Origin of the sequence: Rossellomorea marisflavi (genome assembly GCF_022170785.1) — a bacterium.
GTDB classification, from domain to species: Bacteria; Bacillota; Bacilli; order Bacillales; family Bacillaceae_B; genus Rossellomorea; species Rossellomorea marisflavi_B.
On sequence record NZ_CP081870.1, the window covers coordinates 758,804 to 772,365 of the forward strand.

20 protein-coding genes and 1 pseudogene are annotated in these 13,562 nt (G+C 49.2%); 10 read left to right on the forward strand and 11 right to left on the reverse strand.

All coding sequences use genetic code 11. The annotated features are described in order from the left end of the window. Window positions 1–16: 16 nt before the first annotated feature. On the reverse strand, window positions 17–1,003 hold the full coding sequence (locus K6T23_RS03995) for a LacI family DNA-binding transcriptional regulator (RefSeq protein WP_238283633.1): 987 nt from the start codon (window positions 1,001–1,003) through the stop codon (window positions 17–19). An 84-nt stretch (window positions 1,004–1,087) separates the two neighbouring features. Between K6T23_RS03995 and K6T23_RS04000 the strand changes: the two genes are divergently transcribed. After that, window positions 1,088–1,948: an HAD-IIB family hydrolase gene (locus K6T23_RS04000; RefSeq protein ID WP_238283634.1), complete on the forward strand. Its 861-nt coding sequence runs from the start codon at window positions 1,088–1,090 to the stop codon at window positions 1,946–1,948. Between the two features lie 31 nt (window positions 1,949–1,979). On the opposite strand, the gene K6T23_RS04005 is transcribed toward K6T23_RS04000, so the two are convergent. Next, window positions 1,980–2,372: a DUF5412 family protein gene (locus K6T23_RS04005; protein ID WP_048012339.1), complete on the reverse strand. Its 393-nt coding sequence runs from the start codon at window positions 2,370–2,372 to the stop codon at window positions 1,980–1,982. 83 nt (window positions 2,373–2,455) lie between these two features. After that, a complete protein-coding gene (locus K6T23_RS04010; protein WP_238284374.1) occupies window positions 2,456–3,439 on the reverse strand; it encodes a BRCT domain-containing protein in 984 nt (327 codons plus the stop codon). Between the two features lie 96 nt (window positions 3,440–3,535). Here K6T23_RS04010 and K6T23_RS04015 point away from each other — a divergent pair, with 96 nt between their 5' ends. After that, window positions 3,536–3,910, forward strand: a complete 375-nt coding sequence (locus K6T23_RS04015) for a YobA family protein (protein WP_238283635.1) — start codon at window positions 3,536–3,538, stop codon at window positions 3,908–3,910. 3 nt (window positions 3,911–3,913) lie between these two features. Here K6T23_RS04015 and K6T23_RS04020 read toward each other — a convergent pair whose 3' ends face one another. Continuing rightward, a complete protein-coding gene (locus tag K6T23_RS04020; protein WP_238283636.1) occupies window positions 3,914–4,387 on the reverse strand; it encodes a GNAT family N-acetyltransferase in 474 nt (157 codons plus the stop codon). 230 nt (window positions 4,388–4,617) lie between these two features. Here K6T23_RS04020 and K6T23_RS04025 point away from each other — a divergent pair, with 230 nt between their 5' ends. The 5 genes and pseudogenes from K6T23_RS04025 to K6T23_RS04045 all read left to right on the forward strand — a co-directional run bounded on the left by K6T23_RS04025 (window position 4,618) and on the right by K6T23_RS04045 (window position 7,378). After that, the gene (locus tag K6T23_RS04025; RefSeq protein WP_238283637.1) at window positions 4,618–5,058 is read left to right on the forward strand and encodes a YhfM domain-containing protein; all 441 of its coding nucleotides are present in this window, start codon (window positions 4,618–4,620) and stop codon (window positions 5,056–5,058) included. Window positions 5,059–5,127: 69 nt separating this feature from the next. Beyond that, window positions 5,128–5,475: pseudogene (locus K6T23_RS04030) on the forward strand (P-loop nucleotide/nucleoside kinase family protein); the annotation flags it as partial. Window positions 5,476–5,629: 154 nt separating this feature from the next. Continuing rightward, window positions 5,630–5,821, forward strand: a complete 192-nt coding sequence (locus K6T23_RS04035) for a hypothetical protein (protein WP_238283638.1) — start codon at window positions 5,630–5,632, stop codon at window positions 5,819–5,821. A gap of 75 nt (window positions 5,822–5,896) precedes the next feature. Continuing rightward, complete coding sequence (locus tag K6T23_RS04040; RefSeq protein ID WP_238283639.1) at window positions 5,897–6,589, forward strand: DUF2268 domain-containing putative Zn-dependent protease; 693 nt, start codon at window positions 5,897–5,899, stop codon at window positions 6,587–6,589. 45 nt (window positions 6,590–6,634) lie between these two features. Next, window positions 6,635–7,378 carry an aminoglycoside phosphotransferase family protein gene (locus K6T23_RS04045; RefSeq protein ID WP_238283640.1) on the forward strand — a complete coding sequence of 248 codons (744 nt, stop codon included), beginning with the start codon at window positions 6,635–6,637 and terminating at the stop codon, window positions 7,376–7,378. A gap of 39 nt (window positions 7,379–7,417) precedes the next feature. Here the strand turns inward: K6T23_RS04045 and K6T23_RS04050 are convergent, their stop codons facing one another. From K6T23_RS04050 to K6T23_RS04070, 5 genes are all read right to left on the reverse strand, one after another. Further along, window positions 7,418–7,927: a YfiT family bacillithiol transferase gene (locus tag K6T23_RS04050; RefSeq protein ID WP_238283641.1), complete on the reverse strand. Its 510-nt coding sequence runs from the start codon at window positions 7,925–7,927 to the stop codon at window positions 7,418–7,420. A gap of 12 nt (window positions 7,928–7,939) precedes the next feature. After that, window positions 7,940–8,293 (reverse strand): DUF3147 family protein, encoded by a 354-nt coding sequence (locus K6T23_RS04055; protein WP_238283642.1) that lies wholly within the window; start codon window positions 8,291–8,293, stop codon window positions 7,940–7,942. Continuing rightward, window positions 8,278–8,697: a MarR family winged helix-turn-helix transcriptional regulator gene (locus K6T23_RS04060; RefSeq protein ID WP_238283643.1), complete on the reverse strand. Its 420-nt coding sequence runs from the start codon at window positions 8,695–8,697 to the stop codon at window positions 8,278–8,280. The genes K6T23_RS04055 and K6T23_RS04060 overlap by 16 nt, the downstream gene beginning before the upstream one ends. 97 nt (window positions 8,698–8,794) lie before the next feature. Continuing rightward, the gene (locus K6T23_RS04065; protein WP_238283644.1) at window positions 8,795–10,051 is read right to left on the reverse strand and encodes an FtsW/RodA/SpoVE family cell cycle protein; all 1,257 of its coding nucleotides are present in this window, start codon (window positions 10,049–10,051) and stop codon (window positions 8,795–8,797) included. Beyond that, window positions 10,042–10,386, reverse strand: coding sequence for a PadR family transcriptional regulator (locus tag K6T23_RS04070; RefSeq protein ID WP_238283645.1), 345 nt, complete (start codon window positions 10,384–10,386; stop codon window positions 10,042–10,044). The genes K6T23_RS04065 and K6T23_RS04070 overlap by 10 nt, the downstream gene beginning before the upstream one ends. Window positions 10,387–10,544: 158 nt before the next feature. On the opposite strand from K6T23_RS04070, the gene K6T23_RS04075 reads away from it, so the two are divergent. Further along, the gene (locus K6T23_RS04075) at window positions 10,545–10,703 is read left to right on the forward strand and encodes a hypothetical protein (protein WP_156183405.1); all 159 of its coding nucleotides are present in this window, start codon (window positions 10,545–10,547) and stop codon (window positions 10,701–10,703) included. A gap of 30 nt (window positions 10,704–10,733) precedes the next feature. Continuing rightward, window positions 10,734–11,258 (forward strand): CbrC family protein, encoded by a 525-nt coding sequence (locus tag K6T23_RS04080; protein WP_056533362.1) that lies wholly within the window; start codon window positions 10,734–10,736, stop codon window positions 11,256–11,258. A gap of 32 nt (window positions 11,259–11,290) precedes the next feature. On the opposite strand, the gene K6T23_RS04085 is transcribed toward K6T23_RS04080, so the two are convergent. After that, complete coding sequence (locus K6T23_RS04085) at window positions 11,291–11,698, reverse strand: MerR family transcriptional regulator (RefSeq protein ID WP_056533364.1); 408 nt, start codon at window positions 11,696–11,698, stop codon at window positions 11,291–11,293. A gap of 192 nt (window positions 11,699–11,890) precedes the next feature. Between K6T23_RS04085 and K6T23_RS04090 the strand changes: the two genes are divergently transcribed. After that, window positions 11,891–12,931 (forward strand): NAD(P)-dependent alcohol dehydrogenase, encoded by a 1,041-nt coding sequence (locus K6T23_RS04090; RefSeq protein WP_056533365.1) that lies wholly within the window; start codon window positions 11,891–11,893, stop codon window positions 12,929–12,931. Window positions 12,932–12,951: 20 nt separating this feature from the next. Here the strand turns inward: K6T23_RS04090 and K6T23_RS04095 are convergent, their stop codons facing one another. Continuing rightward, entirely contained in the window at window positions 12,952–13,350 is a 399-nt protein-coding gene (locus K6T23_RS04095; RefSeq protein WP_187443046.1) for a hypothetical protein, read from the reverse strand. Window positions 13,351–13,562: the final 212 nt, after the last annotated feature.

Genomic DNA, 13,562 nt, shown 5'->3' on the forward strand with positions numbered 1-13,562 from the left:
ATGTAAAATAAAACCATTAAGAGGAGCCTCGTCTCACTAACACTGGTTTTTGTTCGATCAAAAGGGGCTTTGGATTCTTTCCTTGAAGGCGCTGTTTCAGCCTGCCCATGAGATCTAGCGCGATTTCATCCAGAGCATATGAGATGGAAGAAAGGGTCGGGGAGGTCGTCAAGCAGATGGGAAGATCATCAAACCCGATGATCTTCACGTCCTCCGACACCGACAGACGTGCTGCATTTGCGGCAGCGAGGAGACCTGCGGCTACAAAATCACTGCCTGCCACAATCCCCTTTGGTGGCGAAGCGGTGCGGAAGAGTTCCTCTCCCAATGCCAACCCGTCTTCAATGGTGATGACCTTGTTATAACAACAAGTGTCAGCGCACTCCAGTCCGTGATGGGCGTGGGCAAGCTTAAAACCCTCCCAACGCTTTTGTTGGAGAGGAGAGTCCATATCGTCTCCGCAGAAGATAAGGGGGAAAGCCCCCTGATCAAGAAGATGATCGGTGGCGATGAACGTCGCTTCCTCTTCATCCACGCCGACAGTATCAAAATGAGCCCCTTCGAACTGTTCATTGCATACGACGACAATCTGATCCTGAACTCTCGACTTGATCTCTTCCTCCGAGAAGGTGGAGTGGGTGAGGATTAAGGCATCGACCTCTCTATGAATTAAGGCATCATAGATCTCGGATTCAGCATCCTGGGAAAAGAAGGTCTGGTGGATGACCATCTTATACCCGGCGTCCCGGCAGGTTTTTGTAAGGATACCCGCAAGGCGGCTGAAGTAGGGATGATCCAGGAGAGGCACGACAATCCCGATCGTGTGATTTCGTTGCAAGCGGAGCTGGACGCCACGGAGATTTCGGACGTAGGAAAGTTCCTTGATGGCTTCTTCCACCTTCCTCCGGCTGTCTTCCGAGACATGGGGATGGTGATTCAGGACCCGTGAAACGGTCGATTTGGACACTCCGCTTACACGGGCGATATCAAGAATGGTCGGCATCGGTCAATCTCCCTCCAAGTTATGTATTGACATGGGAACGTTCCCAGAGAGTACGTTGAATTTATCTTACTAGGAGGTGTCCATATGCCGCAAGATGTTTACCATTCGACAGGCGAGACCAGGTACATCGCATTTTTTGATTTTGATGAAACGTATTTCCCTCATGCATGCACAGAGGAGCAGCTCATGATGGTCCATGAACTGGAGGAGTATCTTCAATGGCTTGCGTCTGAGCAACATGTGAAAATCGGATGGGTGACAGGCAGCAGTCTCGCCCAGGTCGAGGAGAAGATGAAGAAGGCGAGGATGCGGTATCTGCCCCACTTCATCTCAAGCAACCTCGGGACGGAAATGTGGGAAGTGCATGCAAGCCAATGCTACCGTTCCATCCCGGAATGGGAGAAGAGGATTGCCCGGTCAGGCTTCTCCCATGGAGTCGTACAGGAGATCCTGGATGACTTAAAGAACATCTACTCTATCAAACTGACCCCCCAAACCCAATTCGGGCAGGGGACATATAAGATGAACTACTATTACTATCCCGCTTCGGACACAGGTGTCGATTATCACCTCGGCATCATCCGTCAGCTCGCGTTTAATCACGGTGTAGGGATCAACATCAACCGTTGCAACCCGAAGGCAGGAGACCCGGAAAATGCGTACGACGTCGACTTCATTCCCAAAGGGACGGGTAAGAAGGCCGCGGTCAGCTTCATGAAGAAACATTACAACGTCCCCGGTAGCCGCACCCTTGCCTTCGGTGACAGCGGCAACGACCTGGAAATGGTGAAGGCTGTGGAGCACGGTTATCTCCTCAGAAATGCCACGGAAGAAGCGAAAAGGAAGCATGCCCTCATAACAGAAGGTGAATACGGGAAAGGGATCATGGAAGTGTGTGGGAGAGTGTTTTCGCGTAAGGAATGGGACAGCGCGATGGAGAGGTGAAGTGGAGGTTCCTGAGGAGGGAACCTCTCTTTCATTCCCGCCTGTAGTCATACACCTCATCTGGTAAATGAAGGACTTGATCGTTAATTTGCACCGTCTCATCGTCCACCCAACTGATTTCTCCTTCCTCTTCATGGTACTGCCAATAGATATTCTTGGCTTCGCGTTTTTTCTCGTTGAATGTCAGTACGCCCAGCACGGCATAATCCACGGTGGCTCCGCCATTGTTGAGGAAGGTTTGTACGGTATAGCGTCCGTCAGGTGACGTTTCTTCTGTAATGAGTTCCCCTGGCTCCAGCCGGTCTATGTCAAATAAGGACCAATGGATGAGGGCGATGAGGCCCCAGCTCACTGCAGCTGTGAACACGATGGTGGAAATCGTGATGGTGAAACCGACGGGGTGTTTTTTGATGAAACGTTTCATAGAATGGAAGCCTCCTTGATGATATAGAGAGGTTTCCATTATACTTCAAATAAGGAATTTATTTAACAAAAGGACGGAACCTTTTATTCACGAAGCAGCATCCGATTCAACTCCGAAAGGGATAGAGTCATCTCCAATCCTTCCATGGACCTTGATCCGTCTCGATGGATGACAACCTCTGGTTTCAAGTCTTCCGAGTCCCTCACCCATGAAACATCCATTGTGTTCAGTATGGTTTTCACCTTGCTCTTATACGCGGAAGGCATGGGGGCGAGGTAGACAGTCTTTCCAGCCACATCATTAAGTTTTTTGTAAGGAGATGATTCTTTTGCAGGTTCGGTCGATAAGGTCTCCAAAAACCATTCATCAGAAATGATGGGGACCCCAAGGTTTCGGGCGCGCTCCAGCTTGCTTCCCGGCCGTTTGCCGACGATAAGGAAGTCTGTCTTGGATGTGATGGTATTGCTAACGGTGGCCCCGCAACTTCTGGCGGCTTTGCTCATGCTCACCCGGGGCTGGGCACTGGCTCCGGTGAACACGATGGACTTTCCTTGGAAAATCCTGCGATCGCGTTCCGGCTTGGCTAAGTGGACCGGATTCCACTCCAGCGGAGAGGCCCCCCTGATCACTTCAAGCATGAGTAGCGAATTCAAATAGGCTTTGTGGTCAACGGGCAACCCCACTTTGAAATAGTGGGAGAGATAACTCAGGTTATAGGAAAACAGATGGGGATGGGTGTGCTTGATGGCGGCCTGTGCACTGAAGCATTCCCTGCCTTCATCCAGCCATCCGTCATGTAAAAGAGTGGCTCGGTCCAAGGTTGCATTGAACGAAACAACCGGGTATGGGTAGTCTTCGAGTAGCTCACGGAAGGTTTGTTTCATCTTTATGTGATTGGAGATTTTCGCATATCCAGCCCCAAAACCTAAGGCCGTCATGGTCTCGTCCTTTATTTCAAAAAAGTAATGCTTATCAATGATGACCCCGTCCTCCACAACAAGCGCGGCGACTTGAAAGATTCCGGAATCAGGAGCGGCACTTCCCGTTTCGATGTCAATCAGTATCATGTTTTTCAAGGGGAAGCCTCCTCAGTTCAATATGTATCATTCACATAGTGAAGCAGAGAGTGTATATTGTCAACTGTATGAAAGGAGATGAGCGCGATGAAACACTTCATGAAATTCCTTCTGCCGGTGGGGCTGTTCTTGTTGGTTACGGGTTGTGAGGAGATGATTCATGAAGGGCAGCCTGAATTTGTGCACGATGGGGAGGGACCCCCTACTATGGAGGGAATCTATCTTCAGAAAGAGGAACATAACATTCTGATCGAGGGCGAGGAATTGAAGGAGGGAGGCAAGACTCTCTCATTGAATGAGTTTATGAGCAAAAACAACGGATACTTTTTAAGGTTGAATGACGATTCAGATTTCAAAGGAATAAAGTCCGGAACCAAGGTGAAGGTGTGGTGTGGTAAGATCCTGGAGTCTTCTCCGCCATATGCTGTCTGCCAGAAGATTGAAGCAGTGGTGGAGGATTGAAGACTACAATCCATCCTCCACGCGTCCCATCATCCTTAAGACCTTTCCATCCAATTCTCTTTTCAGCACCGTCATCCCATTCCTGCGGTAAAAGCCCAGCGCCTGATGGTTGCTTGGTGAAACGCGAAGGTGATATTCGGATACACCCTGAGTCCGAAAGAACTGAAGGGAGTATTGATGAAGCTTATTTCCCAGCCCAGATCCACGTCGCTCAGGAATCAGATAATAGAGGTTCACATACCCGATTCTTCTCCCTTCATAGTCTTTCACCGTCAATTCAAGCTGACCGATCGGTACCCCTTTTTCCATAAGGAGAATGAAGCCATCCGGGAAAAAGGCCGATTGGTCCTGGACCCACCGTACATATTCTTCCTCGTCAAAGTCTTGATCCGTACCGAAGCTGACCTTGAAGGACTCCCTGCGGAAAGAAATGATGACATCCCTGTGTTTGTCCACATCGATTTTTTGCAGATTCATATGCCACCTCCTAGAGTTTTTTAATAGTGTAACACGCCTTCGAGGAAATTTAGAGGGACCACCTCATAGCGTCCACATTAGCGAATCTGACGAAATCCCGCTGTTACGACCTGGTCAGGACCTATATGAAATGAAACAAGTAAACCGGATCGAATGGGTACGGTTTTTAATTATCAATAAATGGAAACTTAATCCTCATTTGTACGTATAAGATAAGTGGAGGTGCCGCTATGAAAAAGATCCTTTTTGCAGTCTCGATGAGTATTATACTCGCCAGTTGTCAAAAGGAATCGGCCGCCCCTGTTCTGTACGATCCTCCGGCGTCGAACATGGATAACGGGCTGATTGATTTCGAAGAGTGGGAAGGATTCCATCTTTCCAAACCGGGAAGCGATTCACGACTGAATGAGGATGATGCGCTCATGATCCAGGCGATTCAGGAAGTATTCTCTGGTGCTGTGAAAGTTGAGGGGATGGCCAATCTTGAAGATCCGGATTTCATCATGGAGGTGGATGCTGCGAACGGTGAACAGCAAAAGCTTCTTCTTTGGTTGGGTGATGAAGGGGAGGAGAGTCATGTGAAGAGGGTGGGTGATTCAAACGCTGTTTATTCACTTGATGAGAAATGGACGGATAGGCTGAGGCAGTTGGTAGGCAATGATCTTGAGTAAGGCGTGTTTATATAAAAAGGATACGAGGTGAGCGTGAGTATGTTTATTCAAATGTAAGGATTTCCAGGGTCGGGAAAATCAACTCTCGCCCGTGAGATAGGAAAAAGAACAGGTGCGGTCATCGTGGATCATGACGTCACGAAATCAGCTCTGATGGAACAGGTGGGAAATGAACTTACTCATGATATAGCAGGGAGAGTATCATATCACTTGGACTGGTCCATCAGTGAGTCGTTGCTCGCGCAAGGACATAGTGTGATCTTTGATAGCCCATGCCTATATGATGAAATGGTAGAGAAGGGAACGCTCCTTGCTGAAAAATATAGCATTCCTTATAAATATATTGAGTGTGTGGTAAATGATTTTACCCTGATCAATAATCGTTTGAGGGAAAGGGATCGGATGCCGAGCCAAATCAAAGAGGTTAAATCAGAAGAAGCATTCCGAAAAACGGTGTTGAACAGTAAAAAGCCCAATGGCCTCCCTTGCTTACAGATAGATACTTCTTCTCCTATTACGTCGTATATTACCAGGGTTATTCGATACCTTGAGAATGGAGAGGGGGAGAGGAATGAAGAAAATCCATTGGACGATTGCTATGTGTACCCTGCTCCTTGCATTCACAGGCTGTTCAGACGACAAAGAAGAAGAGGCGTTCAAGAGCAAAGAAACGATTACATACAAAGAACAAGAAATAAAGGTTCACTATTATTACAATGAGATGGCAGATTATATCGAAAGTGTACGTGACAATACTGATTAGGATAACGAGACGCTTTACATACAGAAGGTCAAGAAAGCGATGGTTGAGCACGGTGAGGCGGATGATCCGACTATAATGAAAATGATTGGTTATGAATTTTTACAGGCTCCGCGAGACCTAGATACAATGGAGGAAAACCTGCAGGCATTCAAGAGAAAACAGGACACGATCCACTCGAGCATAAAGCAAGCCATGGAGAAGTCTATCGACGTTCTTCCCGGTGGTAATAAAATCATTTACGTGGTTCCATCCAATCCTGAATTCAAATCTAACGCAAATCTTATGAACGGTGTATATGGTGTGGTGTACGGTGAGTATGCCATCCTCATCCTGATCGATCCTGCTTTCAACGTGGAAAATCTTGAATATACGATTGCCCATGAGTATCATCATCTCGTCAATTTCGAGACCCATGATGAAGAGACATACTCCGTTTTGGATAGTGTCGTCATTGAAGGGAAAGCAGATGCATTTGCTAAGCAGATCTATCCCGGTGTGGAAAACCCATGGGTGGACACGTTGCATCCCAATAAAGAGAAAATGGTGTGGGACATGATTTCAGAGAATCCCGATATCTTTGATCAAGACCTCTATGAGGAAATTGCTATCGGCAGTCGCGAAAAGAAGATCCCGATGTGGTCCAACTACCGGGTCGGCCTTCAAATCATGGATGCATTTCTTGAGAAGAATCGAGGTCCCCATACCAGAATGGACATCTATGACTACAGCGGAAATCTTGGAGAGAGGGAAGTATGCGGAGAAGTTTGAATAGGACACGCGCTGACATCACATTTTCATAAAGGAGCGTCTAGCATGATCGAGAAGATTGAAAGTCTGGTAGGTCCCATCTTGCAGCATCTACTCCTTGAAGAACAGGGTTGCACGTCTGAAGTGAGCCGGATTGAAACCGAGGAGGGGACGTTCATTTTGAAGAAGGCGGCTCTACCCAGCTACCGTGACTGGCTAAGGAAAGAAGCACAGGCGCGACAACGCGTTCAGGGAACTGTTGCGGTGCCTGGATTCATGGGATTTTGGGAGAGTGAACGAGACAGCTATCTTCTAATGGAATACATAGAAGGGGTCTCCCTGACATCGGCGTTAAAGGGAGTCGGGGATGGAGAGGAACGCCTAGCGCTTATAAGGAGTTTCGGTGATTTCCTTCAGCGATTCCATGAAGGAGAGCTCTTGGAAGGATTAGGAGAAGGCGATTGGCTGGAGCGGGTATGGGCAGAGGCGGAGCCGTATGTCAGGGCAGGTGAGACGGACGGGGATATAGAGCTTTTGGAACAGTTGAAGGCGGAGAGGCCGGCTTCGGTCAAACCCACGATGATCCACGGGGACTGCAATCCCGATAACGTGCTGGTAGTGGACGGGGAAGTGAGATGCTTCATCGATGTGTCCGGGATGACGGTGGGAGATCCGCGTTATGATGAGTCGCTGGCTATCGGGAAGTTCACGGGGGAAGAGAGGGATGCCTTTTATGATGGATATAAGCGATACCGGGTGTCGGATGAGGAGTTCACGTACTTTTATGATGGAATGTATGAGTTGTTTTAGGAAAAGCCTTGGCCTTCCCTTAAGAAGGCCAAGGCTTTTTTAGTTTTGCAGCGCATTCTGGATATGAGCCAGATGATGATTCCCATGCCAGGCGTAGATTCCGATGTTCACGGCAAGGGCCACGCTTCCTGAGTCAGGATGGATAAAGGTCCGTGCAAGCTGTTCCTCCGTTAAGCTTTCTAATAGATTGACCCAGCGCTCATGCAGGGAAGAGATAATGGTTAGGGATGATGCGATGGGTGAACGGGAATCCGATAGCGCTGCCCATTTATCCTCGGCATAGGGACGGATGGTCGGGTTCTCTTCTGTCAGGGCGAGTTTGAAGCGTATGTAGGCGTTCATATGACTGTCGGCAACATGGTGGACGACCTGGCGGATGGTCCATCCCCCTTCGCGATAAGCCTTTTCCAGGTCATGCTCGCTTAGAGATCTGACGGTTTCCAGGAGTCTTGCAGGAAACGTGCGGATCTCTTGGATCCAGTGGTGAATCTGGTCGGCTGATAGATGGTCGGGTGTTTCGAACTCCCCGATGGGGTAGCGCTCATTCATTCTTCATTCCTCCTATGATAAGAAAAAGATTTTTGCCTGTTTGATGACAACATCCTGTAACACGAGAAACAGCGCCCATCCTGCCAGTCCAAGTCCGATCGATGTGAAAAGATGAAGGGAGTGCTGGAGCGACAGGTATACGATGATGAGCAGGAAGGCCGTTGCGGGGAAACCCCACAGGACCCCGAGGGCGAATGTGCTGATGCGCTCGGGTGCCTCACCCTGGACATATAGCCAGATGATGCTGAGGAGGCTGACCAGGGGCAGGGCCGCAATGATGCCACCATAGGTCGGGAAGCGCCTAGCCATCTCGGTCACGGCTCCGATGACGAGGGCGGATACGAGGATCTTCAGGAAGACGTACATGATTTCGCCTTTTCGCTCAGCAGCCGGAATGCTTCCGACACGGCCGTTCGTTCCTCGGGAGTCATGAGGTCCAGGGCAGCCTGCAGTTTGTCTTCATCCAGACTGGTGTTGCGGAATAGCACATCACGCCCGCTATCTGTTAGCTCCAGGATCACCTTGCGCTCATCATCGGAGTGCTTTTCTTTAAGGATGTATCCCTTCTCGATGATCCGCTTCACATGCTCGGAAGCGGTATGTTGGGTGATGGAGAGGAGATCGGCGACATCCTTTACGCCGACTTCATCGCGTTTATCTACGAGCTGCAGGATGCGGATGACCTGGTGGGAAATCTTTTCTTGATGCTGGATATGAAGGTGGAAATAAAGGTCGGTCCAGTGTTGATTGAGTTGCGTCACGGTGGTCATGGATTCTCTCCTTTGGTTCGGTTGCTTAAATTATATCGTAATATACGATATAAATAAACATAAAAAAACTGATCAGGACATCCCTGATCAGTTTCCATCATGATAATTTCAACGTACCATTGGCTTGAATAGGAGCCAGGCGTCTGCGGCGATAGACGCTTAAGACAAGACCGGCTGCCATCATATCAACCAATACATGCGTACCTCCGAAGCTCATGAAGGGCATGGTGATGCCGGAAGGTGGAAGAAGGCCGATATTGGTGAGGATCGCCGTGGCAAACTGGATGCCAAACACTGCGGCGAACCCGATCGTCAGCACCCTTCCAAATGAGTGAGCGGTGGTTCTCGCTGTCTGGATCAACCGAATGGTGAAGACGAGCGTGAACAGCATGGTCACGGTGGCTGATACCCACCCAAAGGAATGAACCATATACGCAAGGATGTAATCGGTATGCAACTCGTTCAAACTGTTCACGGACGGGTCTGTACCGAACCATCCTGCCGTTTGGAATAAAGCCCTGATTCCTGCACCGTCTTCGGCACTGACAGGTGAGAAGAAGTCCGGTTTGAAGAGGGCGGGTAATGCAATGACACTGGTCCCGTACAGGAGGATTTGATGGATCTTTGCCCTGGTTGCCACCATCAGGATGAGTGCCACTGCGAGTCCAAGAGCATAGGCAGCAAATCCATCGGATGCAAGAAGCAGGATAGGGATTGCCAGGAGACCGATCCCGGTCACAGCTTTTTTCGGTGCATGCCAGTTCCATTCAGAAAACATCCCTGCAAATGCCACGACCAAGAGGAAGGGAGCGATGCCGGAAATATGCAGGGTGGCGAAGCCGATATCAAGGTAGGCAATGCCGTCTACCCGGACCCCGATCCACTGAGTCAGGAGAAGGAGGAAGACGGTACCACCATAGATGACCCCGGAATAACGGGATAGTTTCCGATAGTCATAGAAAAAGCATGCAATCATCAAGACCAAGCCGGCTAGGTAATAGATCAGGCTGCTTTGAAAAATGTCTCCAATCCCCGTGATGGTTGATTGAAACTGGATGAAATACATAGAAACGAGACCGAAAACCGATATGACGGCAACTGGGATGAGGATCGTCACGTCAAACGTCGGCCGATGGGTTTGATGAAGCTGTTTCCCGACCGTGGCGGGGTCACCCATCTGACTGATGGCATGCTGCACGGCGGCCTTTTCTGACATTCCATCCTTCATGGCGTGTTCCTTCAGTGTATGGAGGTGATCCTCTAGCTCCAGGGCCACTTCCTCATGAACATCTTTGTTACGGATACGGCTGCACACGGCACTGATATAGTCTTTGAATGGTTCGTTCATTCCCATGAAACCTTCTCCCATCCCAGGATGTCATCCACTGCACCTTTAAAGGTGGACCACTCTTCTTTTTTCTCGACCATGAAGGCCTGCCCGCTTTTGGTGATGCGGTAGTACTTACGCTTCCTTCCCGTATCTCCCTGTCCCCAATAGGCTTCGATCACTCCTTGCTCCTCCAATGAATGAAGGAGGGGATAGAGGGTTCCTTCCTTCAGGCTGAATATCCCGTTCGAGCGTTCCTCCATGATCTTGATCAATTCATATCCGTACATGGGACGGTCATTCAGCAGGCTGAGAATGAGTGTGGAGGTACTTCCTTTCACCAATTCTTTGTTCACTTTCATCTTAGTCATCCTTTCGTACCTAGATTATCTATGCATAGTTTATCTAGGTATAATTGTATGGCGCCGATTTTCATTCGTCAACTGTTTTCTAGTCATCTATCATTCTCTGCATAAGGGGGATGTGATAAGATGGAGAAAAATGGGTTGAGGTGTTAGGTTTGGCGTGGCTTTACACATTTCTGGCTATCTGGTTTTTTGCCTTTGTCATTGCGCGGCTTCTCAGTCGATTCGGCAGAACGCACTGGAAGGATGAACTCATGATCACTTGTGCGCAGGCAATCATCATCACGGCCATGCTTGATTTTTTTCTGCCTTAGGGATCATTGAATATAGGAGGGGATCGTCGTATGACATTGCCAACATTTACGTATAATCCGGATCCGATCAAGCTGGAGGTCATCAAGAAGGAAAAGACCGATTGCCCGGTCTGCAACAAGGAGCGGGACTATGTGTATAAGGGACCGTTCTATTCCGTCGAGGATGTAGAGGGGATCTGCCCGTGGTGTATCGCGGACGGTTCGGCGGCCGAGAAGTATGAAGGCTCTTTTCAGGATGATGCGAGCTGTGAGGAAGTGGAGAAAGAAGCGTACATAGACGAACTTGTTTACCGGACGCCGGGATACTTCGGGTGGCAGCAGGAGCATTGGCTCAGTCACTGCGGAGACTTCTGTGCGATTGTGGAGTATGTCGGGTGGAAGGAAATCGAGCATCTGGAGGAAGAACTTGCCGGCGACTTAAACGAGATCATGGCCACCTTTAACATGCCTAAGGATAAGCTGAAGGAATGGCTGGTCAATGATGGAGCGCTACAGGGGTATCTGTTCCGATGCGTACACTGCCATCAGCACCGGCTTACGGTGGATTCGAACTGAACGTGAAAAAACGCCCAATCCAGGGCGTTTTTCTATTGGATCTCAATTTTCTTGTCACGATGGATCTCTTCCGTCCCCGCAGCCAGCGCTTCCTTATAGTAGCTGCATTTGTGGTCGATCACTTCCATCGTCTTCATGAGATCCGCCATCTGCCTTTCCACGGTGGCTTTCCGTTCCATGAAGAGGTCGTGCCGTTCCTGGAGAGTGGAGTCGCCTTCGGTGCACCAGTCGATAAAGGTTTTGATATCCTTGATGGGCATGCCGGTGGATTTCAGGCATTCGATGATGCGGAGCGTGCTGATGTCGGAATCCTTGAAGAGGCGGACGCCGTTCGGACTGCGTTCCACGAAGGGCATGAGTCCTTCTTTATCATAATAGCGGAGGGTATAGATGGTGAGGTTCAGTTCCTTGGCGACTTCGCTGATGGAGTAGGTTTTCATGAGGATTCCTCTTTTCATGTTCATATGATTGGAAAGATACCACGGTGGTCACCGGTTGTCAAAAGGGAGCTTCGTGCTTGACCTTGAGTGAACTAGAGGCAGTACGATGGTTTTGCTCAAGGGGAAAACGGGGATAGCAGTAGGAGCAAGACACCCTGACTTGGGACAATCAGAATTCGAGGAGGAACTACTATGGTTATGGCAAAAGCACGCGCAGTGGACGGGCCGGATAAGGCTTTCCGCTCAGCAGAAATCAAACGACGTGAACTGGATGAAAAGGATGTACTGATCGAAATCAAATTCGCAGGGATCTGTCACTCTGATATCCATACAGCCCACGGTGAGTGGGGAGAAGTGAGTTACCCACTCGTTCCGGGGCATGAAATTGCCGGGATCATCAAGGAAGTCGGCTCTGGTGTGTCGAAGTTCAAGGTGGGCGACCGCGCAGGCGTCGGCTGTATGGTGGACTCATGCGGCGAATGCGTCAACTGTAAGGCTGGCGAAGAGCAATACTGTCTGGAAGGCAATGTGCCGACCTATGCGGGCGTCGACAAATACGGCGAACCGACACAAGGTGGCTATTCCACACATATCGTCGTGACGGAAGATTTCGCCTTGCACATCCCGGACGGCATCGAGCTTGATGCGGCGGCACCGCTTCTATGCGCAGGGATCACCACCTATTCACCGCTCCACCACTGGAATGCCGGACCCGGCAAGAAAGTCGCCATCGTCGGGATGGGTGGACTCGGTCATATGGCCGTGAAGATTGCCAACGCCATGGGAGCAGAGGTGACGGTCCTTTCCCAAACACTGAACAAAGAGGAAGACGGACTAGCTTTCGGTGCCAAGGAGTACTATGCGACGAAGGATCCGGAAACATTTGATAAGCTGAAAGGCCGCTTCGACCTGATCATCAACACGGTCAGCGCCAATATCGACATCGATGCATACTTCTCCCTCCTGACGCTTGATGGAACGCTCGTCAATGTGGGCGCACCTGGAGAACCGATGTCACTGAACGTCATGTCCCTCATCGGCCACCGTCGCTCTTTCGCCGGCTCCATGATCGGCGGCATACAAGAAACACAAGAGATGCTCAATTTCTGTGCTGAACATAACATCGCTCCGAAAATCGAGCTCATCTCGGCGGATCAGATCGATGAAGCGTACAAGCGCGTATTGGCTTCTGATGTGAAATACCGGTTTGTGATTGATACAAGTACGATTTGATTTTAGGGGACCCTGGAGGCTTAGCCTTTGGGGTCTTGTTTTATTTGTTTTTGTTTGATATAGAGCAGTATTTTAATTGAAACGTTGGGAATCAAGATGGTCGTCGTTTCAATCAGTCTTGGAACCTCTGGAATAGCACTCGTTCTATTAATGGCGACGTGCTGGCGGAGGGAAAAGGTGGTTGTTGCACAGGAAGGTATGTGAAGAAAGACTAGGTTTCCCTTCATAGTCTGTGGATAACCCCATTTTTCATGGGATTGGACGTCTTCATCACATTGGCAGATGGAATTATTACCGACAATCAAAAGAATACTACCGACTTTTTGATTTTTTCTACCGGGAATCGAATTTTTATACCCAACTCTGTGTTTTGACGGAAATCCTATTACGAACATAGGAGAGGTATGACCAACTTTCATGCATTACTACCGACTTCGTCCCGTTACAACCAAGTTCACTATGTTTCTACCAACTCCCATACGCATTTGATAGAATGGAAGGAACATACAATAATAGACTCCTCCTGTGCTAGGCATCGGAAGAACTGGATTCGGCTGGATTGAATCTTTTTACGATTGAATTCGTATGAAAAGGAACGGGAACCCACGCAGCGGCGAACGATTTCTTCATC

Excerpts from the sequence above, each read along its gene's own strand:
- K6T23_RS04040 (WP_238283639.1), top strand. The coding sequence starts at position 5,897 with ATGAAAATGATTGGTTATGAATTTTTACAGGCTCCGCGAGACCTAGAT.
- K6T23_RS04020 (WP_238283636.1), bottom strand. The coding sequence starts at position 4,387 with ATGAATCTGCAAAAAATCGATGTGGACAAACACAGGGATGTCATCATT.
- K6T23_RS04050 (WP_238283641.1), bottom strand. The coding sequence starts at position 7,927 with ATGAATGAGCGCTACCCCATCGGGGAGTTCGAAACACCCGACCATCTA.
- K6T23_RS04010 (WP_238284374.1), bottom strand. The coding sequence starts at position 3,439 with ATGATACTGATTGACATCGAAACGGGAAGTGCCGCTCCTGATTCCGGA.
- K6T23_RS04015 (WP_238283635.1), top strand. The coding sequence starts at position 3,536 with ATGAAACACTTCATGAAATTCCTTCTGCCGGTGGGGCTGTTCTTGTTG.
- K6T23_RS03995 (WP_238283633.1), bottom strand. The coding sequence starts at position 1,003 with ATGCCGACCATTCTTGATATCGCCCGTGTAAGCGGAGTGTCCAAATCG.
- K6T23_RS04025 (WP_238283637.1), top strand. The coding sequence starts at position 4,618 with ATGAAAAAGATCCTTTTTGCAGTCTCGATGAGTATTATACTCGCCAGT.
- K6T23_RS04035 (WP_238283638.1), top strand. The coding sequence starts at position 5,630 with ATGAAGAAAATCCATTGGACGATTGCTATGTGTACCCTGCTCCTTGCA.
- K6T23_RS04060 (WP_238283643.1), bottom strand. The coding sequence starts at position 8,697 with ATGACCACCGTGACGCAACTCAATCAACACTGGACCGACCTTTATTTC.
- K6T23_RS04085 (WP_056533364.1), bottom strand. The coding sequence starts at position 11,698 with ATGAAAACCTACTCCATCAGCGAAGTCGCCAAGGAACTGAACCTCACC.
- K6T23_RS04095 (WP_187443046.1), bottom strand. The coding sequence starts at position 13,350 with ATGAAAGTTGGTCATACCTCTCCTATGTTCGTAATAGGATTTCCGTCA.
- K6T23_RS04090 (WP_056533365.1), top strand. The coding sequence starts at position 11,891 with ATGGTTATGGCAAAAGCACGCGCAGTGGACGGGCCGGATAAGGCTTTC.
- K6T23_RS04005 (WP_048012339.1), bottom strand. The coding sequence starts at position 2,372 with ATGAAACGTTTCATCAAAAAACACCCCGTCGGTTTCACCATCACGATT.
- K6T23_RS04080 (WP_056533362.1), top strand. The coding sequence starts at position 10,734 with ATGACATTGCCAACATTTACGTATAATCCGGATCCGATCAAGCTGGAG.
- K6T23_RS04065 (WP_238283644.1), bottom strand. The coding sequence starts at position 10,051 with ATGGGAATGAACGAACCATTCAAAGACTATATCAGTGCCGTGTGCAGC.
- K6T23_RS04045 (WP_238283640.1), top strand. The coding sequence starts at position 6,635 with ATGATCGAGAAGATTGAAAGTCTGGTAGGTCCCATCTTGCAGCATCTA.
- K6T23_RS04055 (WP_238283642.1), bottom strand. The coding sequence starts at position 8,293 with ATGTACGTCTTCCTGAAGATCCTCGTATCCGCCCTCGTCATCGGAGCC.
- K6T23_RS04000 (WP_238283634.1), top strand. The coding sequence starts at position 1,088 with ATGCCGCAAGATGTTTACCATTCGACAGGCGAGACCAGGTACATCGCA.
- K6T23_RS04070 (WP_238283645.1), bottom strand. The coding sequence starts at position 10,386 with ATGAAAGTGAACAAAGAATTGGTGAAAGGAAGTACCTCCACACTCATT.